The sequence below is a fragment of the Georgenia sp. AZ-5 genome, assembly GCF_043952095.1.
Taxonomy (GTDB): domain Bacteria; phylum Actinomycetota; class Actinomycetes; order Actinomycetales; family Actinomycetaceae; genus Georgenia.
Map to the genome: position 1 here is coordinate 2,811,157 of NZ_JBINOU010000001.1, position 22,811 is coordinate 2,833,967.

At 75.6% G+C, this 22,811-nt stretch carries 14 protein-coding genes; all 14 read right to left on the reverse strand.

Going from position 1 to position 22,811, the window contains the following annotated elements; all coding sequences use genetic code 11:
- Nucleotides 1–24: 24 nt before the first annotated feature.
- The 14 genes from ACF0H8_RS13200 to era all read right to left on the reverse strand — a co-directional run bounded on the left by ACF0H8_RS13200 (nt 25) and on the right by era (nt 22,808).
- Nucleotides 25–1,152, reverse strand: a complete 1,128-nt coding sequence (locus ACF0H8_RS13200; protein ID WP_395289359.1) for a substrate-binding domain-containing protein — start codon at nt 1,150–1,152, stop codon at nt 25–27.
- Between the two features lie 110 nt (nt 1,153–1,262).
- Entirely contained in the window at nt 1,263–2,126 is an 864-nt protein-coding gene (locus tag ACF0H8_RS13205) for an isoprenyl transferase (protein ID WP_395289360.1), read from the reverse strand.
- Nucleotides 2,123–2,854, reverse strand: coding sequence for a DNA repair protein RecO (recO, locus tag ACF0H8_RS13210; protein WP_395289361.1), 732 nt, complete (start codon nt 2,852–2,854; stop codon nt 2,123–2,125). Before recO ends, ACF0H8_RS13205 begins: the two co-directional genes overlap by 4 nt.
- A gap of 61 nt (nt 2,855–2,915) precedes the next feature.
- A complete protein-coding gene (leuA, locus tag ACF0H8_RS13215) occupies nt 2,916–4,673 on the reverse strand; it encodes a 2-isopropylmalate synthase (protein WP_395289362.1) in 1,758 nt (585 codons plus the stop codon).
- Nucleotides 4,674–5,031: 358 nt separating this feature from the next.
- Entirely contained in the window at nt 5,032–7,353 is a 2,322-nt protein-coding gene (locus ACF0H8_RS13220) for a transglutaminase-like domain-containing protein (RefSeq protein ID WP_395289363.1), read from the reverse strand.
- Nucleotides 7,350–8,606 (reverse strand): DUF58 domain-containing protein, encoded by a 1,257-nt coding sequence (locus ACF0H8_RS13225; RefSeq protein ID WP_395289364.1) that lies wholly within the window; start codon nt 8,604–8,606, stop codon nt 7,350–7,352. Before ACF0H8_RS13225 ends, ACF0H8_RS13220 begins: the two co-directional genes overlap by 4 nt.
- Nucleotides 8,603–9,592: an AAA family ATPase gene (locus tag ACF0H8_RS13230; RefSeq protein ID WP_395289365.1), complete on the reverse strand. Its 990-nt coding sequence runs from the start codon at nt 9,590–9,592 to the stop codon at nt 8,603–8,605. Before ACF0H8_RS13230 ends, ACF0H8_RS13225 begins: the two co-directional genes overlap by 4 nt.
- A gap of 35 nt (nt 9,593–9,627) precedes the next feature.
- Entirely contained in the window at nt 9,628–15,783 is a 6,156-nt protein-coding gene (locus ACF0H8_RS13235) for an Ig-like domain-containing protein (RefSeq protein WP_395289366.1), read from the reverse strand.
- Between the two features lie 105 nt (nt 15,784–15,888).
- On the reverse strand, nt 15,889–16,584 hold the full coding sequence (locus tag ACF0H8_RS13240; protein WP_395290887.1) for a hypothetical protein: 696 nt from the start codon (nt 16,582–16,584) through the stop codon (nt 15,889–15,891).
- 70 nt (nt 16,585–16,654) lie between these two features.
- Nucleotides 16,655–18,166: a serine/threonine-protein kinase gene (locus ACF0H8_RS13245; RefSeq protein ID WP_395289367.1), complete on the reverse strand. Its 1,512-nt coding sequence runs from the start codon at nt 18,164–18,166 to the stop codon at nt 16,655–16,657.
- Nucleotides 18,163–19,248 carry an FHA domain-containing protein gene (locus ACF0H8_RS13250; protein ID WP_395289368.1) on the reverse strand — a complete coding sequence of 362 codons (1,086 nt, stop codon included), beginning with the start codon at nt 19,246–19,248 and terminating at the stop codon, nt 18,163–18,165. The genes ACF0H8_RS13245 and ACF0H8_RS13250 overlap by 4 nt, the downstream gene beginning before the upstream one ends.
- Nucleotides 19,248–20,048, reverse strand: a complete 801-nt coding sequence (locus ACF0H8_RS13255; RefSeq protein ID WP_395289369.1) for a PP2C family protein-serine/threonine phosphatase — start codon at nt 20,046–20,048, stop codon at nt 19,248–19,250. Before ACF0H8_RS13255 ends, ACF0H8_RS13250 begins: the two co-directional genes overlap by 1 nt.
- A gap of 80 nt (nt 20,049–20,128) precedes the next feature.
- Nucleotides 20,129–21,631: an alpha/beta hydrolase family protein gene (locus ACF0H8_RS13260; RefSeq protein WP_395289370.1), complete on the reverse strand. Its 1,503-nt coding sequence runs from the start codon at nt 21,629–21,631 to the stop codon at nt 20,129–20,131.
- Between the two features lie 220 nt (nt 21,632–21,851).
- The gene (gene era / locus ACF0H8_RS13265) at nt 21,852–22,808 is read right to left on the reverse strand and encodes a GTPase Era (RefSeq protein WP_395290888.1); all 957 of its coding nucleotides are present in this window, start codon (nt 22,806–22,808) and stop codon (nt 21,852–21,854) included.
- Nucleotides 22,809–22,811 lie beyond the last annotated feature (3 nt).

Consider the following 22,811-nt stretch of genomic DNA (forward strand, 5'->3'; position numbering starts at 1 on the left):
AGCTCACCTCCGGCGCTGCCGCGCTCACTGGTCCAGCGCCTGGCGGACCTCCGGGGGAAGTTCCCGGCTGAGGGACTCCTCCCAGGCCTCCGCGAGGTTCTCACGGGTCACGGTGATGAACCCGACGGTGCTGAACGGCGGCGCCTCCTTGTCCAGGAGCCCGTAAGCCCCGAGCGTCGCCATGGCGCGGCCCACCTGGTACGGGAGATCCGCGACGGTGCCGTGAACGGCGCCGCCCTGCGCCATGTCGAGGGCGTTGTTGACGCCGAGGTCGTGGGTGACGACGGCGATGTCCTCGCGGCCGGAGGCGCGGATGGCCTCGACGACGCCCTCCGCCGCGACGTCCCAGGCAACGTAGATGCCCTCGATGTCGGGGTGCTGGGAAATCATCGCCGAGGCCACGTCGAACGTCGCCCCTTCCTCGGTGAATCCTTTCGCGTCGACGATCACCAGCTCGGGATGGTTCTGCTCGACGGCGGCCCGGAAGGCGTTGTCCCGGTTGTTGGTCACGAAGAAGTCGGCGTCGTGGAAGATCATGCCGACCTGTCCGCTGCCGCCGAGGGCGTCGCTCATGAGGTCGGCGGCCGCCGCGCCCATGCCGAAGTGGTTGCCGGTGACGATGCCGACGTACTCCTCGCCGGGCCGGTAGCCCTCGGCGTGGTTGTCGGCGAGGACCAGCACGGTGCCGGAGTCGACGACCGGTCGGAACCCCTCCGCGCCCGAGACCGGGTCGACGATGAGGCTGAGGACGATGTCGGGCGCGAGGGCCATGGCCGTCTCGACGTCGTTGGCCTGGGTGGCGGCGTCGAACTGCGCGTCGGCCCTCGCGACGACCTCGATGCCGAGCTCGCTGAACCGGTCCGTCGCGCCGGCGTCGATGGCGTTGTACCACTCGCCTGCACCGGCCCACAGGTGGGCGGCCGTGTGACCGCCGGCCCGTATCCGCTCGATCTCCTCCTCGCTCAGCTGGATCTCGTCGGCGGGAGTCGCCGGATTGCCGTAGGGGTCCATCTCCGTGCCGGACAGGTCGAGGTCGATCGGCTCGTCGAAGAAGGGGGTCGCCCCGCCGGCCTCGGGCTCGGCGGCGTCCTCGGCGCGGTCGCCGGTCGCGCAACCGGCTACGAGCAGCGCGAGCACGGACAATGCCGACAACCGATGAACCCGCATGGTGAACCCCCGACGTCGCAGGCTGGCTCAAGCGTCCTACCGCACCCGGTCACGGGCAAGCCCAGCATCCCGCCGCGAGGGAGCTCTCCGGCGCCTCAGGCCCCCGGCGCCGAGGGCCTGTCCACCGCCCCGCCGTAACGGCGGTCCCGGCGGGCGTAGATCTCGACCGCCCGCCACAGCGTGCGCCGGTCGACGTCGGGCCAGGCATCCTCGAGGAAGACCATCTCCGCGTACGCGGACTGCCAGAGCAGGAAGTTGCTGGTGCGCTGCTCCCCGCCGGTGCGCAGGAAGAGGTCGACGTCGGGCAGGTCGGGCTCGTCGAGGTACCGGGCGAGCGTCCTCTCGGAGACCTTCGCCGGGTCCAGGCGGCCGGCGGCGACCTCGCGAGCGATCTGCTGCGCGGCGTCGGCGATCTCCGCGCGCCCGCCGTAGTTCACGCACATGGTCAGCGTGCACACGGAATTGTGCTTCGTCTGCTCCTCGGCGACCTCCAGCTCGGAGATGACCGAGCGCCACAGCCGCGGGCGGCGGCCCGCCCAGCGCACCCGGACCCCCCAGGCGTCCATCTGGTCCCGGCGGCGGTGGATGACGTCGCGGTTGAAGCCCATGAGGAAGCGCACCTCCTCCGGGGACCGCTTCCAGTTCTCCGTGGAGAAGGCGTAGGCCGACACGTGCGTGATGCCCAGCTCGATCGCGCCCGCCACCACCTCGAGGAGGGCGGCCTCGCCGGCCTTGTGCCCCTCGACGCGCGGCAGGCCGCGGGCGTTGGCCCACCGGCCGTTGCCGTCCATGACGACGGCGACGTGCCGGGGCACGAACCGGCGGTCCATCAGCGGGGCCCGGGCGCCCGAGGGGTGCGGCGGCGGCGGGACGGGCCCGCGGCGCGTGGGGTCGGGCGCGGGGCCGGCCGGGAACACGGGCACGGCCGCGGCGGCGCGCGCGGCGACGTCGTCGCTCATGCGCGCTCCACCATGCGCAGGGACCGCAGCTGGCGCTCCAGGTGCCACTGCAGGTAGGCCGCCACCAGTCCGGAGGCCTCCTTGCGGTGGCGGGGGTCCGAGACGTCCGCCACCGCCCACTCCCCCGACAGCAGCGCCCCGAGCAGGGCCATGGTCTCCGGCGCCGGTGCCGGAGACCCCGGCGGACGGCACGACGGGCACACCGCGCCGCCCACGGCGGGGTTGAACGCCCGGTGCGGGCCGGCGGCGCCGCACCGGGCGCAGTCGTAGCAGCTCGGCGCCCAGCCGGCCACGGACAGGGCGCGCAGCAGGTAGGAGTCCAGCACCAGCGACGGCGCGTGGGCGCGGCTCGCCAGCGCGTGCAGGGCGCCGGCCAGCAGCAGGTACTGCTGCGGCGCGGGCTCGCGCTCGATCTCGGTGAGCCGGGCCGCCGTCTCCACCATGGCCGTGGCCGTGGTGTAGAGCGAGTAGTCCGCGCCGATGGTGCGCCCGTACGGCGCGACGGTGTCCACCTGGGTCACCGTGTCGAGGTTGCGGCCCAGGTGCAGCTGGACGTCGACGACGCCGAACGGCTCCAGCCGCGCCCCGAACTTGCTCGACGTGCGGCGCACCCCCTTGGCGACGGCGCGCACCTGCCCGTGCTCGTGCGTGAGCAGGGTGATGATCCGGTCGGCCTCACCGAGCTTGTGGGTGCGCAGCACCACGGCCTCGTCCCGGTAGAGCTTCACCGGACCATCATCCCAGGTGCCCGGGGCGGGTGCCCGCAGCCCGCGCCGGTGAGGCCGGCCCTCAGCGCTCCGCGCGGTTGACGGCCGAGACGATCGCCTTGAAGGAGGCCGTCATCGTGGACGGGTCGATCCCCACGCCCCACAGCACCTGGCCGTCCACCTCGCACTCGAGGTAGGCCGCCGCGGTGGCGTCCCCGCCCTCGGAGAGGGCGTGCTCGGCGTAGTCGAGCACGTGCACCTGGACGCCCAGCTCGCGCAGCGCGTTGACGAACGCGTCGATCGGGCCGTTGCCCGTGGCCGCGACGACCTTCTCCTCGCCGCCGTCGACGATGGTCACCGTCAGGACGGCGTCGGTCCCCTCGCCGGCGGTGGTGACGGTGGTGCCCTTGAGGGAGAACCGGCCCCAGGGCTCCAGCCCCATGGCGGCGGTGTGGGGCAGGTACTCGTCGGCGAAGATCGACCAGAGCTTCTCGGCGTCGATCTCGCCGCCGTAGGCGTCGGTGTGCTTCTGCACGATGTTGGACAGCTCGATCTGCAACCGGCGCGGCAGGTCCAGGTTCCGGGTGGAGGACAGCAGGTAGGCGACCCCGCCCTTGCCCGACTGGGAGTTGACCCGGACGACGGCCTCGTAGCTGCGGCCGACGTCCTTGGGGTCGATCGGCAGGTAGGGCAGCTCCCACACGACGGCGGTCTCGTCGCCGCCGGCCGCGGCGACCTTCTCGTCGCGCACGGCGAAGCCCTTCTTGATGGCGTCCTGGTGGGAGCCGGAGAAGGACGTGTACACCAGGTCCCCGCCGTAGGGGTGGCGCGGGTGGACGTCCATCTGCGTGCACGACTCCACGGTGCGGCGGACCGTGTCGATGTCGGAGAAGTCGATCATCGGGTCGATGCCCTGGCTGTACAGGTTCAGCCCCAGGGTGACCAGGTCGACGTTGCCGGTGCGCTCGCCCTGCCCGAACAGGCAGCCCTCGACGCGGTCGGCGCCGGCGAGCATCGCCAGCTCGGCGGCGGCCACGCCGGTGCCGCGGTCGTTGTGCGGGTGCACCGACAGGGCGATGTGCTCGCGGCGCGTCAGGTGCCGGCTCATCCACTCGATCTGGTCGGCGTAGACGTTGGGGGTGGCGCGCTCGACGGTGGCGGGGAGGTTGAGGATGATCTCGCGGGCGCCCTCGGGCTGCCAGACGTCCATGACAGCCTCGCAGACCTCCAGGGCGTAGTCGAGCTCGGTGTCGACGAAGATCTCCGGCGAGTACTGGTACCCGAAGACGGTGTCGTCCCCGAGCACCTTCTCGGCGTAGGCGACGACCTCGCGGGTGCCCGACACGGCGAGCTCGCGGGTGGCCTCGCGGTCGTTGTGGAAGACGATCTCCCGGAACACCGGGGCGGTGGCGTTGTACAGGTGCACCGTGGCGCGCGGGAAGCCGACCAGGGAGTCGATGGTGCGATGGATGAGCTCGGGCCGGGACTGGGTGAGCACGGAGACCGTGACGTCCTCGGGGACGGCGCCGTCCTCCACCAGGGAGCGGACGAAGTCGAAGTCGGTCTGCGAGGCGGCCGGGAAGCCGATCTCGATCTCCTTGTAGCCCATGCGGACGAGCAGGTCGAACATCCGCCGCTTGCGGTCCGCGTTCATGGGCTCGATCAGCGCCTGGTTGCCGTCACGCAGGTCGGTCGAGAGCCACCGGGGGGCGCGGGTGGTGCGGCGGGTGGGCCACTGCCGGTCGGGCAGGTCGACCGGGTTGGTGACCTGGAAGGGCCGGTACTTGGTGATCGGCATCCGGGAGGGCCGCTGTGCGTGGATGTGGTCCTGCGTCTTCATCGGTGTCTTCCTCGTCGCTCGTGCGGTTCACGGCCAGGCACGACAACCGCCGCGACGAGGAGCCGGCCTCAGTGGGCCTCGTCGCGGCTCAGAAGGAGCAGCAGGTGCTGCTCGGGGCGGGCCATGCGCACGTGGCGAGGTTAGCGCGCGGCGTCGGGCGCGTCACCTTCCGGACCGGCACGTCTCAGCATCCGGAGCACGACGGCGGTGGTCACGTCGCTCCCCCTGCGTGCGACGTAGCCACCGCCGTCGACCCGCCCGCGTTCCGTCGCGCCCCCTGCGTGCGACGGCCCACCGGCCGAGCCCCGGTGCTGCTCTGCCCTCATTCCTACCCGCCCGCACCGGCTCTTGTCGCCCCTCACGCATGGGGACAACTCCCCACCGGGTGCCCGATAGGCGTCAGTCCGCGGGGTCGCGCGGCCGGTGGCGCCGGAGCGAGCGGAGGGACAGCCGGGCCCGCCACCAGCGCCGGCGGCCGACCGCCGCCCCGATGGCGCCCAGCGTGGCGTCGACCGCGCTCCAGTAGCCGCGGGCGGCCGGCTCGCTGGGGTCCGCGGGCCCGAACACGGCGGCGTCGGCGCGCGCGGCGAGCTCGTCCGCGTCGGCCGCCAGCGCCCGCGCCAGCTCCGCGGCGTTCTCGCGGCGGGTGGCGGCGGGGGTGAGCGCGACACCGACGTCGACGGCGGCGTCCATGACCTCCGCCCACCCGCCGGCGATGCGCTCGGCGGGTGTGCCGGCCCTGCGGCGGCGCGCCGCCCGCCTGGCCTTGAGCAGCAGGACGGCGAGCAGGGGGGGCCAGGAGCACCAGCAGGCCACCGGTGACGGCCGCGGCCACCAGGACGGCCCGCGGCCAGGCGGCGTCCTGGTCCTCCTGGTCCTCGGTGTCGACGTCCTGCCGGTCCGTCGGCGGCACGTCCGGCGGCTCCTGCGCCGGGGGCGGGGGCTGCAGCACCTGGGGCTGGGGCCGGTTCTGCGGCGACGGGGACTCCCCCTGCCAGATCCGGTCCTCGTCCGGCGTCGGGAAGAACGACACCCAGCCGTGCCCCTCGAACGGCACCTCGACCCAGGCGGTGACGTCGTCGCCGGTGAGCGCGACGTGCCCGCCCGCGCCGGGCGGCGCCTCGAGGCCCATCACCACCCGCGACGGGATCCCGACGGCCCGGAGCATCAGCGCCATCGCGGCGGCGTACTGCTCGTCGTCCCCGATCATCGCCTCCCCGCCGAGCAGCTCGTCCACCCGGGCGGCGCCGTGCCCGGGCAGCGACGGCGTCTCCCCCTCGAGCCCGTGGGAGAAGTACCCGAGCCGCAGGCCGGACTCGATCGCACGGATCTGGGTGAGCGGCGTGCGCGCCTGGGCCGTCAGCCGCGCGGCCGCGGCGGTGGCCACCTCCGGGAACAGCGCCTGGGGCTGGGCGACGTCGGCGACCGGGGCGCCCCCGAGCGCGGAGTCCGACGGCTCGGGGGGCAGCGCGGCGAGGAGCTCGTAGGAGTCCCCCGGGCGCAGGCCGGCGACGGCCAGCCCGGTCCCCGTGGTCCGGTTGACGTAGAGGGAGCCCTGCAGGTCGGCCGCGCGAGCCCCGGTGAAGTCGACGTCGTAGGGGCGGCCCACCATGGGCACCCACACGTCGGCGTACTCCCCGACCGTCACGGTCATCCGGCGCAGGCCCTCGCGCAGCTCGGGCTCCACCCGCTCGCCGACCCGCACGAACCGGCCCGACGTCGCCTCGCCCGAGACGGACCAGGCCGTCCCGTCGTAGGCGTCGAGCACCGCCAGGCGCACCCGGGCGCCGCCGGGCAGCCCGTCGACGGCGAGCACCGTCTCGTCGCGGTGGTCCTTGACGTAGCCGCGGAACCCCGCCAGCGGGCTGGGGAAGTCCCGCGGGTCGGGCGGGGGCTCGACGTGGTCGCGCAGCACGAACCGGGGCGAGGCGGGCGGGGCGAGGGCGACACCCGTCCCGGCGACCGCTCCGGCGAGCAGGAGGGCGACCGCCCCGCGCAGACGGCCGGGGTGCATGCGGCCCGTGCGCCAGGTCCCCCACGCGAGCGCGCCGAGCGCCCCGGCGGCGCCGACGGGCACCGCGGCCTGCGCCTCGCTCGTGCCGAGCAGGATGGCCGCGGCGAGCGCCAGCGCCGGCGGGAGGAGCGCCCACGCGGGCCGGGAGGTGCGCAGGGCGATTGTCACCGCCGCCAGCGTGGCGACGAAGGCGAGCAGGTAGGGCGCGGTGAGCACCCCGCCGTGGGCGCCGAGCGGCGGCAGCACGGTGACCAGCTGCTTCCAGGAGGTCACCGCCGCCTGGGCGACCGCGCCGAGCGTCGCCGGGGTGGGCACCGCTCCCCCGAGCGCGGTCGTCGGCGCGCCGAGGGCGGAGCAGGCCGCCAGCGTGACGACGGCGCCCGCCGCGACGGTCAGCGCGCCCCAGCCGAGCAGCGCGCCGACCACGGCGAGACCGGCGCCGAGCAGCGCCCCGCCGACGACGGCGGCCACCAGGTGGCCGGTGGCGAAGACGGGCCACAGCGGGAGGAGGGCCAGGAGCACCAGGGCGGTGAGCACGGCGACGTCGGCGCCGCGGGCGCGAAGCAGCCCGGCGAGCTCGGCGCGCCACGCGCCGGGCCGGCCGCGCGCGCCCTCGGCGCCCCGGCGCCGCGACCGCCGCCCCGGCTGAGCCGTCCGCCCGCTCACCGCACGGCCCTGCGCAGCAGCCGGGGCAGCCTGTCGAGCTCGGCCACCGTCACCACGGTCAGCCCGCCGACGGACGCGACGCCCTCGTCCTGGACGTGCGCGCGGACGGCGACGGCGCGCAGGCCCGCGGGCAGGACGGCGCCGGCGGCACGCAGGTCCCGGACGGGGACGCCCGACCCGCAGACCAGGACGACGAGGGAGGCGTGGGGCAGGTCCCGCGAGACCGCGCGGGCCATCGCGACGAACCCGCGGGGCCCGCCGGCGGTCTCCAGGCGGGTCAGCGCGTCGAGCAGGGCGCCGCGGGAGACCGCCGGCAGGACCTCGTGGGTGGTCAGCGCCGTGAGGTCCTTCTCCTCCAGGAACGACTCGAGCCCGAGGGAGGCGGCGGCCGAGACGGCGAGCTCGAGCTCCGCCGGGTCGCCGTAGTCCGCCTCGTGCCGGCTCAGGGCCACCACCACCTGGCTGCGCCGCGTCTCCTCGAACTGGCGGACCATGAGCGTGCCCGTGCGGGCGGAGCTGCGCCAGTGGACGTGGCGGCGGTCGTCGCCGGCGATGTACTCGCGCAGGGCGTGGAAGGACAGGTCGGAGGCGGTGATGTCGCTCGACGGGCGGCCCTCGAGGTCGTGGAGGAGCCCCGCGGCCCCGGAGGCCAGGCCCACGGTGCGCGGGTGGACGTAGAGCTCGTGGACCTGCGTCCACGACACCGCGCGGCGCACCAGCCCCAGCGGGTCCCCGCGCACCGACCGCACGGGCCCGACCGGGATGACGGCCCGGCGGGCCGTCGGGATCGCGAAGACCTCCTCGTGCTCGCCGCCGCGGGGCAGGCCGGGCAGGGGGAAGGCGACCTCCGCCGTCCCGACCGGCAGCTCCACGCGGGCCGGGAGGACGGGGCGGGCGGCGGTGTTGCGCACCACCACCGCGCCCACGGCGCGCTCCCCCACGACCACCCGCGCGGAGGACAGCCGCAGGTCGACGCCGTAGGGCTGGCGCCCCACGGTGAACACCAGGGCGGCCGCCAGCACGGCGAGGAGCGCCGCCCCAGCGACGACGAGCTCGGCCCAGCCCAGGTGCCGCCCGGCCACGGTCGCCGGCAGCCCGGCGGCGGCCGCCGCCCAGCCGGCGGGGCTCATCCACCGCAACGCCCCCGCCACGGCGGTGCGCGGCGCGCCCGTCCGCTCGAGCGCCATCCGGACGACGAGCAGGGTGCTCAGGCGGTCTGTCAGCCACCGCCCCGGCCCGGGGCCCCCGCTCACGCCCCGCGCACGGCCGGCGGCACGACGGCGGCGAGGACGCCCGCCAGGGCCTGCTGCGCCGTCGCGCCCTCGAACTCGGCCTCCGCCTCCAGCACCAGCCGGTGCGCGAGGACCGGCTCGACCAGCGCCTTGACGTCGTCGGGCACCACGTAGTTCCGGCCGTGCGCGGCCGCCCAGGTCTTCGCGGCCCGGACGAGCGCCAGCGCCCCGCGCACCGACACGCCCACGAGCACGCCCGGCGCCCGCCGCGTCTCCTCCACCAGCCGGGCGACGTAGTCCAGCACGGCGGGGTCCACGTGGACCGTGCCCGCGAGGGCCACCATCTCGGCGACCACGGCCCCGGTCACCACGGGCTCGAGCCTGCCGGCGCGGTCGCGGACCGCCGCGCCGGAGAGGATCTCCACGGTGGCCGCCCGGTCCGGGTAGCCGATGGAGGTCTTCAGCAGGAAGCGGTCGAGCTGGGCCTCGGGCAGGCGGTAGGTGCCCGCCTGCTCCACCGGGTTCTGGGTGGCCAGCACCACGAACGGGTCCCCGACCGGGTGCGCGACCCCGTCGACGGTCACCCGTCCCTCCTCCATGACCTCCAGCAGGGCCGACTGCGTCTTCGGCGAGGCTCGGTTGATCTCGTCCGCCAGGACGACGTTGGCGAAGACGGGCCCGGCGTGGAAGTCGAAGGTCTGGGTCCCGGGGTCGAAGATCGACACGCCGGTGACGTCGGAGGGCAGCAGGTCGGGGGTGAACTGGATCCGGCTGGAGCTGGCCTGCAGGGTCCGGCCGAGGGCGCGGGCCAGCTGGGTCTTGCCGGTGCCCGGGTAGTCCTCCAGCAGCACGTGGCCGCCCGAGAGCAGCGCCGTGACGACGAGCTGCACGACGCGCGTCCTGCCCAGGACGGCGCTGCCCACGTTGTCGACGACGCGCGTGAACGTCTCCCCGAACCAGGCGGCCTGGTCCGGGGCGAGGACGGCCGGTGCGGCGGTCGTGGTCATCGGGCTCCTTAGGGCGGGCGGGGACGGGAGGAACGCTATCCCGCGGGGGCGTCGGGCCAGACGAGCGTGTGCTCCGCCCACACGGGGCCGTCGAGCACCACCCGGACCTCCTCGCGCGGGTAGCCCCGGTACATCGGGGTCTCGAGCCTGCCGCTGCCCTCGAGCTGGTGGACCTGCCCGTTGGCGGTGCTGTGCACGCGCTCGCCGCGGGCGAAGAAGGTCACCCGGTAGGCCCCGCGCGGGAGGTCGTGGTAGTCGGCGTCGAGGAACGCGCACGAGCCGTGCTCGCAGCCGTGCTCGCCCACCGCCTCGCGGGTGCGGCTGACCCGCACGCGCGTGTCGGCGTGCGTCGTGGCGCCCGCCCGCACGCTGGTGGTGCGCTCGTCGCCGGGGACGAGGAGCCGCGTCACCCGCAGCTCCGCGTCGAAGACGGTGCCCTTCGGCGCACGATAGGTGCGCGAGCCCGCGGTCCCGGGATCGAAGCACTCGGAGAGGCCGCCGGTGGAGGTCACGCACAGCTGCTGCCGCACGACCGGCCTGCCGTTGCCGTCCGCACCGGACCACGCCAACGTGACCGAGTTCGGGCCGGCGGAGGCCTGCATCGAGGCGCGCAGCGGCCCGTACGGGCTGGCGGGGTCGGAGGGCCGCGAGGCGTCCCCCTGGTAGGTGTTCACGGCACGCACGCGGAAGCTGTAGAGGGACCCGTTCGTCAGGTCGCGCACCACGCGGTCGGCCGGCAGCGGCGCCCAGCCGCCGCCGTTGACGCTCACCTGGTACCCCTCGACCGGGTCGCCGTTGGGGTGGGCGTCGGTGAACCGGAGCCGGACCTCGCCGTCCTCGCCGGTCGGCTCGGCGGCGGGGACGCCCGGGACGGAGGGCCTGAGGAAGGAGCGGACCTGCCGCGACGCCGGCGAGTCCGCACCCCACCCGGCCTTGTTCCGGGCGGCGACGGTGACGGTGTACGCCGAGCCGGCGGGGGCGTCCTCCGTGAAGGAGCGGGTGGAGGCGGGCACGGTGAACTCGCGGAAGCGGGCGCCGTCGCGGTCGATCCGCACGCGGTACTCCGAGACCGCGTCGCCGTTGGCGTGCGGCGCGTCCCACGTGCCGTGGATCTGGCCGGCCACGGGGTTGTCGACGCGCTGCACGCGCGGCGCCGAGGGGGCGTCGGGGACGCCGGCGGGCACCTCGCCCGCGGACCACGCGGACCAGTCCGAGGGCTCCGGCGCGGAGCTGCGGGCGCGCACCTGGACCCGGTACTCCCGGCCGTTCGTCAGGCCGGTCCACGTGTGACTGGTGCCCGTCACGCCGACCTGCCCCGAGCCGAGAGCCGGTGAGATCCGCAGGTCGTAGGAGGTCACCGGGGACCCGGAGGTCCGCGGCGCGGACCAGTCCACCCGCAGCGCGCCGTCGCCGGACGTCAGCACCGGAGGTGCCGGGCGCTCCGGCCGCACGTCGGGACGGGCGGGGGCCGACGGCGCGGAGGGCTCGGAGTCCCCCGCCTCGTTGGTGGCCGTGACCGTGAAGGCGTGCTCGACGTCGTTGGTCAGCCCGGTGATGGTGCAGGTGGTGGTGGCGCACGAGGTGGTCGTGCCCGGCGCGCGGACGGTGTACCCGGTGATCGGGGAGCCGTTGCTGGCGGGGGCGCTCCACGACAGCACCACGGTGGAGTCCCGGACCTCCTCCACCCGCGGCGGCGCCGGCCGGTCCGGGACGCCGACGACGTCCATGGTCACCCGTCCCTCGACGTGGCGGCTCGGGTCCCGGGTGGCGTCCTGGACGGTGTACCGCACGACGACCCGGCCGACGAAGTCCGCCGCCGGCGTGACGCTGACGGCGGCGTCGGTGCTCGTGACCTCCGCCCGGCCCGCCTCCAGCTGCGCGGACAGCACCTCGAGCGGGACGTCCGGGAAGGGGTTGTACGCGCCCTCGAGCACCGGCGCCGTGACGGTCTCGCCCTGGTCCACCGTGCCGAGGTCCCCCGCGTCCAGCACGGCGAGGCCGCGCGTGGACGGCACCACCGAGACCGAGACCGTGCCCGTCACCGGCTCGTTCACCGGGTCGGCCACCGACACGACGACGTCGCCGGTGGTGCCCGGCCGGGTGCCGGCCGCGGCCGAGACGCTGAGGAACGGCCCGTCGACCGTCGCCTCGAAACCCTCGGGCACCTCGACGACGTCGTACTCGAGCCGGTTGAGGTCCTGCGTGTCCGGGTCCGTGACGGCGTCGCGCAGGTTCAGGCCCGCCGGCCCCTCCGCCGGCGCCACCTCGACGCTGCCGCCGGCGAACTCCGGCGGGGCGTTGTCGCCGTCCGGGAGGACGGTGATCGGCAGCGTCAGCACGGAGGAGGTGCCGTCCTCCGCGGTGGCGCCGTCGGTGACCTCGAACGTGATGGAGGCCGGGCCGGCGTAGCCGGCCGCCGAGGTGAACCGCAGGGTGTCGCCGTCGACCACGGGCGCCCGCCCGTCCGAGTTCGTGGCCGTCACGGACGCCACGTCGGTCAGGCGCACCTCCCTGCCGCTCGGGGCGAGGACGTGGTCGGCCAGGTCGATCTGGACCGTCCGGCCGGTGACGGTCTCCACCGGCTCGGTGTCGGTGCGCAGCACCGGGCCGGTGTCGGCGACGCCGGGCACGTCGACGAACGCGTAGGCGCTGTTCCCGTCGACGTCCTGCACCTGGTAGGTGAGGACGTGTCGGCTGGGCAGCACGGGCGCCCGCACGCGGTCACCCGCCACGGTGGCTCCGTCCTGCCCGGGCAGGGTGACCTCGAGCGCGGCCGCGGTGCCGTCGGGGTCGTCGTCGTTCGCGAGGACCGGGACGGTGACGGTGTCGCGCCCGATGATGTCCGCGGCCTGCACCTGGTCGTCGCGGGCCAGCGGCGCCTGCAGCGGCGCGTCCGGCGACACCCGCACGGTCAGGACGCCGGAGTCCACGCCGCCGCGCGCGTCCCCGACCCGGTAGGCCAGCGAGAAGGTCGTGGCCTCCTCGGGGGTGGTGATCTCCAATCCGCCGTCGACGGCCTCGATCGCCACCCCCTCGACCGGCTCGAAGGGCGCGTCGGCGGGCAGGTGGAGCCGGTCGCCGTCGGGGTCGGTGTCGTTGGCCAGGACGTCCGCCCGCACCAGGCGTCCCGGGCGCACCTCGAGGGTGTCCGCATGGGCCTGCGGCGAACGGTTCGTCTCCGGCGGCGGGACCACCCCGACGCTGACGTCTCCGTGCGCCACCATCCCGAGCCGGTCGCGGACGGCGTAGGTGAACTCGTCGGTGCCGTTGGCGTGCCGGTAGGCCTCGTAGTCCAGGTAGCCCGGCCCCACGTCCACGATGCGGCCCAGACGCGGCGCCTCGTGGGCGCCGAGGAGCTGCACCGAGTCGCCGTCGGGGTCGATGCCGAACATCGGCACCTGGATCCGGACCCGTTCCCCGCCGAACGCCCGCGTCTCGACGGGGACGGGCAGCGGGGCCGAGTTCGTCCCGGCGTCGGCCTGGACGTGGACGGTCACCTGCGCCGAGTCGGCGTTGCCGAGGCTGTCCGTCACGCGGTAGACGGCGTGCACGGTCTGCGGCTGCTCGGGCGCGCGGAAGCGCACCGTGTCGCCGGAGACGAAGAACAACCCCTGCTCCGCGGTCTCGGCCAGCGTCGGGTCGAGGGTGAGCTCCAGCCCGGCCGGGTGGGAGTCGTTCTGCAGCACCGGCACGGTCACGAAGTCGCCGGCGCGCACGTTCGCCACGTCGGGCTCGGCGGCCGGCGGGGGCGGGCTGGCGTCCGTGGCCACGGGGAGCAGGACGACCTCGCCCTGAGCGGTCGCCGTGCCGTTGGAGACCGTGTAGCGCACCGGCGTGGCGGTCGCGGGTGCCTTACGGGCGCTGATCCGCAGGACCCGGTGCTCGACGACGGCGACGACGAGCCCGGAGCCCTCCGGGACGTCGACCTGCTGCACCGCGAGGAGCCGCCCCGACGGGTCCTCGTCGTTGGCCAGGACGTCCACGGCCACGGAGCCGCCCGCGGGCAGCAGGGCGCTGTCGCGCACCGCGACGGGCGGCGCCTCGGTCCTCTCGGTCACCTGGACGCGGACGAGGCCGGTGGCGCCCGTGCCGGAGTCGTCCACCACGACGTAGGTGAGGTAGTGCGCGCCGACGACGTCCGAGGAGAACCGGAAGGTGCCGGCGTCGTAGTCGGCGACGACGCTCGCGCCCGTGGCGCCCGCGACGTTCGCGAGCCGCAGCGCCTCGCCGTCGGGGTCGGCGTCGTTGCGGATCGGCTCCACGACGACCTCCTGCCCGGCCTTGGCGGTGACGTAGTCCGCCAGCGGCACGGGCGGCAGCGCCGCCTCGGCGCGCACGTCGACCTCGACGGTGACGTCCGTGCTGGCGCGGGCGTCGGAGACCGTCACCGTCACCTCCTTCGGGCCCGGCGCCGTGCCGCGGTCCTCGAAGGTGACGACGCCGTCGGGGGTGTGGCGCACGGCGTCGTCGGAGTCCCAGGTGACGTCGGTGACGACCAGCGCGTCGCCGTCGGGGTCGCGCACGTCGGTCAGCACGTCGACGCTGCCGGTCGCGCCGGCCGTCAGCGTCATGCGCGTGGGCCGGACCGGCTCCGGGGCGTTGTTGACCGCCTGCGGCACCACCAGCAGGGTGGCGGTGGCGGACGCCTCCCCGCCGCGGCCGTCGTCGATCGTGTACGCGAAGGACGCGGTGCCGGTGGCGTCCGCGGGAACCTCGGCCTGGAGGGCGCGCCCGCCCATCACCGGCCGGACCGTGCCGACCGCCTCGGGCGGCGCGTCGTAGCCGGTCACGGTGAGCAGGTCGCCGTCCGGGTCGGTGTCGTTGGCGAGGACCTCGAGGACCGTCGTCGAGCCCGGGCGCACGCCGTGGTCGTCGTCCTGGGCGGCCGGGGGCCGGTTCTCGGCCTCCCGGTCCAGCGGGACGGCGTCGGTGACGTCCTGCTGCGACTCCTCCTCGCCGTCGTCCGCCTCCGGCGGGGTGACGTCGTCCCAGTTGTCCACGATCGTCATGGACTCGTTGACGAGGTAGACGCCGCCGGAGAGGGTGTCGTTGAGGACCACGAGGTCGCGGTTGGTCCGGAACGACAGCTCCGTGGCCGTGGCGGTGGTCGGCACCTCCTTGTGCACCGGCTCGCCGTCGCCGCACTGCTGCAGATAGGTGGGGGTGCCGCCGGACCAGGCGGCGTGCGTGCACCCCGCGACGACGACGGGGGCGGCGGGCGGTCCGAGCACGGGCACCGGGGTCACCACGGGGGCGCGGCCGTCGAGCGGGACGCGCACCAGGGCGTCCGCCGCGGCGAGCACGACGTGGTCGGCGTCGCCGCCGGCCTGCTGGAGGGCGACCTGGGTGGCGTCCATCTCCAGGCCGGTGAGGTCCGCGGGCTCCTCCCCCGGACGCAGCAGGAGCAGCCGACCGTCGGTCGTCCGGGTCAGGACCACGGGCTCGCCGCCGACGGCCGTGACCTGGGTCTGCGCGCCGGCGAGCGTGCCGGGCGGGACGCCCAGGCCCAGCGCCTGCGGCTCGTCCGTCTCGGCGTCTCCGGCGCCGTCGTCCGTGGCCGGCCGCGCGGCGTCCTCGGGGATCGCGACGACCGTGGCGTCCGCGGTCGAGACGCCGTAGACCGTGCCGTCCGTGCCCACCGCGAGGTGGGCGCCGGCGCCGAGGGAGGCCAGCGCCGGGCCCTCCTCGAGGGCGCCGACGGCGGTGGTGGGGGCGGCGCGCAGGGTGCCCGTGCCGACGTCGAGCAGGGCGACCACGCCCCCGCCCAGGGCGACCTGCCGCTGCGCGGGGAGCGGCACGCCCCCGGTGACCGAGACGGTGGCGGGGTCGAGGCGCTGGAGCAGGCCCGCGCCGTGGTCGACGACGAAGACGTCCGCGCCCTCCTGGAGGACGTCGAGGTCGGCGCTCGTGGCGGTGACCGACCCGTCGAGCTGCTGCACGGGGTAGTTGACCCGGCCCACGCGCAGCTCGGTGGAGCTGGTGACCCACACGCCGCCGTCGTTGAGGTCGACGTCCGCCGCGGCGACGCCGTCGTAGAGGAGACCGGCGACGGCGACCGCGGCGGTCACCAGGGAGAGGACGACGGCGCTGAGGGTGCGGCGACGGCGGTCGGCGCCGCGGGCCGTGCGGGCAGCGCGCGACGACGCGGCCGGCTCCCCGCGCCGGCGCCCACGCGCCCCCCGACCTGGCACTCCTCGCTCCCCACGGAACTTCGCGGCCGCCGGTGGGCGGCCTCGCTGAGGCCCGCAGGGGCCACGGCGATGCTAGCGCACGGTCCCCGTCCGATTCGGGCCGGCTCAGTCCTCCGCGACCTCCCGGGCGGCGGCCAGCAGCGGGAGCTGCTCGGGGACGACGAGCCGCGAGGCGACCGCGTGCTCCACCAGCCGGGCGCGGCGGTTGACGGCGAGCTTGCCCGGTCCGCCGCGCAGCCCGCGCACGCCGTAGCGGTGCAGCTTGTCGCAGACGTTGTCGAGCTTGCGGTTGAAGCGGGTGAGCGTCCAGCCGAGCCGCTCGGCGGCCACCGCGGACGTCGGGATGGTGGCGGTGCTCCCCCGGCCGCTGAGCACCGGCTCCGCCAGCGCGAGCACGAGCAGGAGCTGCGCCTCGGTCAGCGACACCGGCCCGATGGTCGTCTCGCCCGCCTCCGGCTCGTCGGCCGGCCGGGTGGGCAGGTACGCCGGCTCGTCGTTGACCAGGGTCAGCTCGTACGTCGTCGGCCCGGCGGTGAACAGCACCGTGGTGCGCGCGTACACGACCGGCAGGCGGGCGCCGGGGGCCAGCCAGGCCTGCGTGTTGCCCTCCGGGTCGGCGACGGTGGCGGACAGCCGCGTGCCGACGTTCTCCAGCCACCACAGGTCGTCGTGCCTGCTGACTTCGAGGAACCGCCGGTGCAGGTACGGGTTGTCGTCGATCTCCAGGACGCCCTCGCGACCGATCACGAACGGCTCCTCGCCGGAGAGGGGGAACCACTCGCCGCAGAACTCCAGCTGCATCCCCATGTCCGCCTCCTCTCCTCGCAGAAGTTCTTGCTAGGGACTACCACGACCGGCTCCCCCCGCGCCGTCACCCGCCCGGCGTGTCCGGCGGGGTGGGGCGTGTGCCACCCTCGACGCAGGCCGTGGCCGGCTCGGTCGAGGTCGTGCCGTCGGGCATCAGGACCTTCACGGCGAGGCAGACCTGGCCCGGCGCGTCGACGGTCACCGAGTGCTCGTCCGCGGAGTGCACCTGCGGATCGGCGCCCGGCTCGGTGCGCTGCCAGACGTAGGCGACTTTCCCCAGCCCTGGCGGCGGCGCCCACGTGAAGGTCACCTGCGCGCCGGTGCGGGTGCCGGTCAGCGCCTGCGGCGCCGCCACCCGCTCGGGGATGGGGATCCCGGTGCCGGCCGACGGCGTCGCCCCCGCGGGCGGCTCGCCGCGCAGCACCCCGGCGCCCAGCGCCACGGCGGCCCCCGCGACGAGCACGGCCGCCGCGCCCAGCGCCGTCGCGGCGCGGCGCGCGGTGCGCCGGGGCGCCAGGTGGGAGCCGCGGGACGCGTTCCCGGCCGGGCCATCGGCCAGGCCCTCGCCCGCCGCGGCGGCGCCGCCGGCGCCGGGCACGCCCGCGGGTGCCACGTCCGACGCCGGGACCTCGACGAGCCCGCGCACGGCCGTGCGGGTGCGGCCCTCGGCGTCGACGGGGGCGTGCGCCCCGCCCATCCACGACGTGTCGGGCACGTCGACGTCGGTCACCGGCAGGTGGAGCTCCTGCTCCACCACCTGCAGCGCGCGCCCCAGGTCCAGCGCGGTCGCGTGACGCCGGGCCGGGTTCTTGGCCATGCCGCGCGCCAGCACGGCCTCCAGCGAGGGCGGCACGTCCGCGCGGTCGAGCGGCGGGACGGGGTCGCGCCGGATGCGGGTGATGTGGTCCAGGCGCGAGCTCGGCCCGCCCGGGAGCGTGAACGGCGCGCGGCCGGCGAGGAGCGTGTAGACGGTCGCGGCGAGGGAGTAGACGTCACCCGCGACGCCCTCCGCCGGCCGGCCGTCGACCGCCTCGGGCGGCGCCCACGGCACGGACACGCCCGCCGTCTCCTCGCGCGTGGCGCCGATGAGCCCGGCGATGCCGAAGTCCGCCAGGGCGGGCCGGCCGTACTCGTTGGTGAGGATGTTGGACGGCTTGATGTCGCGGTGCGCGATGCCCGCGCGGTGGGCCGTCTCGACGGCGCCGGCGAGCCGCACGCCGATGCTCAGCGCCTCCGGGACGCCGAGCGGCCGGGTGCGGATGCGCTCGGCGAGGTTGGGGAGCGGGCAGTACTGCATCACCAGGTACGGGCGGCCGTCCGGGGCCCGGCCCGCCTGGTACACCGCCACGATCGAGGCGTGCGAGGAGAGCCGGGCCATGAGGTCGGCCTCCCCGACGAGCTGCTCCCCGGCCTGCTCACGGATGGCGTCGACGGTGAGCACCTTCACCGCGACCTGCCGGCGCGGCATGTGCTGGGTGTAGAGGTAGACGTCGGCGAAACCGCCCGAGCCGAGCAGGCGCTCGTAGGTGTAGCCGTCGAGCTCCGGGGGCCGGGACGGCGCCCTGCGGGGGCTCATGCCTCCTCGCCGGCGACGGTGATCCGGACGCCCGCGCCCAGCTCGATGACCCCGCCCGGCGGCACGGGCACCCCGGTGCCCGGGCGGAGCCGCACGGGTTGCTGGCCGGGCAGGTGCAGCAGGGTGCCGTTCGTCGAGCTCATGTCCGTCACCACCACGTGCCGCCCCGCGGGCCGCACCTCGGCGTGGGTGCCGGAGACGTCCTTACCGGGGCTGGGCACGCGCACGAGGCGCGGGACGGCGTCGCCGCCGAAGCGGCCCGCCTCGGGTGCCCGGCCCAGGAGCACCGGACCGGTCACGGGGACGCGCTCGCCGCCCGGCAGCACCAGCACCGGCACGGGCTCGGCGGCGGCCGGCCGCGGCTCGTACCGGGGTCCCGCGACCCGCGGCTCCCCGGCGGTGGTGGTTCCCGCCCTCGGCACCGCGGAGATCACGGCCGGCGCGGGGGCCGTGTGCCGCCCCGGCGGACGGGCGGGTGCCGGGACCGGCCCTTCGGCGCCCGTCGCGGGCTGGTCGTCCTCGTCGGGGTCGTAGGTGTCCTCCAGCCCCGCCCGCGCGGGCCCCTGGCCGCGCCCGAGCGCCGCGGCCAGGGCGGGCGAGCGGAGCAGCGTGAGCTCGACGTCGTCGTCCGCCGCCGGTCCGGCGAGGCGCAGCCCCGCGTGCCGCCCGTCACCGGCGCGGCCCCGCAGCGCCGCCGCGCCGACGACGCCGCCGACGAGCGGGAGCCACTCCCCCTCCGTGCCCGGCGCCCCGCGGAGGCGGAAACCGTCCTCGCCGGGCAGCACCTCCTCGCGCCACGTGGCGTAGCCGGTGCCGCTGATCTCCCGCGTGCCGACGACGGCGGCGGCGTCCCCGCGCACCAGCACGCTCAGGCCCTCCGGGTGCGCCTCGACCATCGCGAAGGCGGGCAGGGAGCGGATGCCACCGCGGGCGAGGTGCTCGACCCACCCGGCCAGGCGCCCGCCGGCGCGGGCGATCTCCCAGAGCTCGCGGGCCACCCGGGCGCCGATCGCGGGGTGCAGCAGCGCCACGGAGCCGTCGCTGACCAGGGCGACCCAGGCGCCGGGCCGGTACTCGTGCATCACGCCCCCGCCGGCGCCGTCCCGCCGCCGGACGGCGCCGTCGTCTCGGCCGCCTCCTGCCCGTCGGAGTCGACGACGACGACCGTGACGTTGTCGTTCGCGCCGCCGTCCGTGGCGCGGCGGACCAGCGCCTGGGCCGCCTCGGCCGGGTCGCCCACGGTGCCGAGGACCTCGGCGATCTGCTCGTCGTCGAGCTCACCCACGAGCCCGTCGGTGCACAGCAGCAGCCGCTCCTCCGGCAGCACCCGCAGCATCCAGAAGTCGACCTCGACGTCCGTGCCGGTGCCGATCGCGCGGGTGATGACGTTGCGGCGGGGGTGGGTGCGGGCCGCGGCGCGGGAGAGCGTGCCGGCGTCGACCATCTCCTGGACCAGCGAGTGGTCGACGCTCACCTGGCGCAGCTCGCCGTCCGCGTAGCGGTACACGCGCGAGTCGCCCACGTTGAGGACCAGCCAGTAGGCCTCGCCGTGCTGGACGGTCCGGACCACGCCCGCGACCGTCGTGCCGGCGACCGCCTCGGGGTCGCCCAGCCCCCGGGAGGCCGCCTCGGCGGCCATGGTCTCGCGGATCCGGGTGCCGGCGGCGGAGAGCGCGGCCTCGACGTCGGCCGCGTCGATCTCGCCGCCCCGCTCGGCCAGCTCGCGCAAGGCCTCCACGACGGTGGCGCTGGCCATCTCGCCCCGGGCGTGCCCGCCCATGCCGTCGGCGACGACGAACACCGGGGGCTGCGCGAGCGCGGCGTCCTCGTTCGCGCTGCGCCGGCCGCCCGTGTCGGTGGCCAGGCCCCACTGGGTCACCATCTGATTCCTTCCGCCTCTGCTGCCCCTAGCGTGCCACGTGCGTGCCCTGCGGGCGCGATCCGTCCGTAGCGCCGTCCCCGCTAGAGGACGGCCGGGTAGACGCCCCAGTACGCGGCGTTGACGAGCAGGATGACGCTTCCCGCGACGACGCACCCGAGCGTCGCCCAGCCCATCCGGCCCATCGGCGCGCTCCCGCGCTGCGCCCGGTGCTGGCGCCACCCCGCGGTCACCGTCACGACCAGCATCCCGGCCGCCAGCACCCCGCCCAGCTGCACGACGATCCAGCCGCCGTTCACGAGCAGGTCGTTGGTGCGGTAGTTCAGCGCGAGGTCGGCGACGCCGACGATGTAGGCGAGGTAGAACACCCACACGGCGAGCGTCGACAGCCCGAGCCCGGCCGCGTACCGGCCCAGCGGCGGCACCAGCGTGCTGGGTGCCCGGCCCCGCAGCCGGGGCACCTGGCCGGCGGCCCACAGCACGGGGGCGAGCACGAGCAGCCCGACGCCGACGAGGAAGGCGATGACGATCATGTCACCGGTGGCGTACCAGCGCGGGTTGTCGACGGGGTCGGCGCGGAAGACCTGGACCGGCTCGTCGCCGGCGACGCGCGGCGGCGCCGTCGCCGTCTCGGGCAGGCCGGAGGTCCAGCGGGCGACGTCGTCGGTGAAGTTCCCGGCCAGCTCGCCGTCGATCCGGATGCCGTGGTTGGCGCCCTCGTAGTAGCGGAGCGTGTACTGGTCGTTGCCCGCCTCCTCCAGGTCGGCGAGGAGCTGCTCCGCGCCCTGCACGACCGGCATGGAGTAGTCGCCGGTGCCGTAGACCATGAGGACCGGCTGGGTCATCCGCTGCTGGTACGGCGAGACGTCGAAGTCGAAGTACTCGAACCCGCCGCCCGGGAACTGCCCGCCCACCAGGCGCGGGATGGCGCGCAGCACCCGCTCCGGCACACCGACCTCCCGCAGGTAGGAGTCCGCGGCGAAGGCACCCTGCTCGCGGATGGGCACCACCGGCGCCGAGACGAGGACGACGAAGGCGACCTCCTCCTCCGTCGCGGCGGCGACCGGCGCGGACATCGCGCCCTCGCTCTCGCCGTACACGCCGACCCGGCCGGGATCGACGCCCGGCCAGCCCTGGAGCACCTCGAAGGAGTCGAGGTAGTCCTCGGCCATGCCGACGTAGTCGCGGTCCCGGGTGGTGTAGGTGTCGGCGCGCTTGTCCGGCACCATCGTCACGACCCCGGCGCTGGCTAGGTCGGTAGTGATGTCGGCGAAGTTCTCGTGGGTCGCCGTGCCGGCTCCGTGCATGAAGAGCATGCCGGGACGGTCGCCGCCCGCCCCGACCGGGGAGGCGATGGTGGCCCTGATCGTGACGTCGTCGTCGACCTGGACGTCCACGACCTCGTGGGCGACCTCGAAGGTGCCGACGGGCGGGGTGACGGCGTCCGAGCCGATCGTGGTGTCCGGCGTCTGCGGCACGATGGTGTGCCCCAGCGGCTGCGGGTTCCAGCCCGGCCCGGCCACGGACCCGACGAGGCCCAGGAGCAGCACGACCACGATCGTGGCGGCCAGCCTCCTGTATCTCACCCGGACAGGTTAGTTGGTGGCCTGCTCCGCCCTCCGGCGCCCCACGGTGGCGCCGCCCACACGCCGGCCGCCTGCCCCTCCTCTCGCCGCGAGATGTCAGGTTCTCCGCGAGAGCTCACGGACGGCCCCGTCCGTCCGTGAGAGCTTACGGGCGGGCCCTGGTCGCTGACATCTCGAGGAAAGATGACATCTCGCCGCTTGGGGGGCGGCGGGAGCGGCGTCAGAAGCCGAGGCGCTGGAGGAGCTTGGGGTCGCGCTGCCAGTCCTTGGCCACCCGCACGTGGAGGTCGAGGTAGACCCGCGCGCCGAGCAGCGCCTCGATGCTCCTGCGGGCCTGGGTGCCGACCTCGCGCAGCCGGGCGCCGCCCTTGCCGATGACGATCGCCTTCTGCGAGGGCCGCTCGACGTAGAGGTTCACGTGCACGTCGAGCATGGGCGGGCGCTGGTCGCCCTTCTCCCGCGGGCGCTCCAGGATCTCCTCGACGACGACCGCCAGGGAGTGCGGGAGCTCGTCGCGGACGCCCTCCAGCGCCGCCTCGCGCACGAGCTCGGCGATCATGACGTTCTCCGGCTCGTCGGTGAGCTCGCCGGTGGGGTACAGCGGTGGGGACACCGGCATGCGGGCCATCAGCAGGCCGGTCAGGACGTCGACCTGCTCGTCCCGGACGGCGGAGACCGGCACGATCTCGGCCCACTCCCCCAGCTCCTGGACGGCGAGGAGCTGGGCGGCCAGCTGCTCGCGGCCCACCTTGTCCGCCTTGGTGACGGCGACGATCACCGGGGTGCGCTGCTGGACCAGCTCGCGGGCGATGAACCGGTCACCCGGCCCGGCCTTCTCGTCGGCCGGCACGCAGAACACGATGACGTCGACCTCGGCGAGGGTCTCGCGGACGAGGTCGTTGAGGCGCTGGCCGAGCAGCGTGCGCGGGCGGTGCAGGCCGGGGGTGTCGACGAGCACGAGCTGCCCGTCGGGGCGGTGGACGACGCCGCGGACGGTGTGCCGGGTCGTCTGGGGCCGGCCGGACGTGATCGCGACCTTCTGCCCCACCAGGGCGTTGGTCAGGGTCGACTTGCCGGCGTTGGGCCGGCCGACCAGGCATGCGAACCCGGCGCGGAAGTCCGCGGGCCACTCCTCCGCCCTGATCAGCTCGGGTTCCAGCGCGTTGGGGCCGGCCATCAG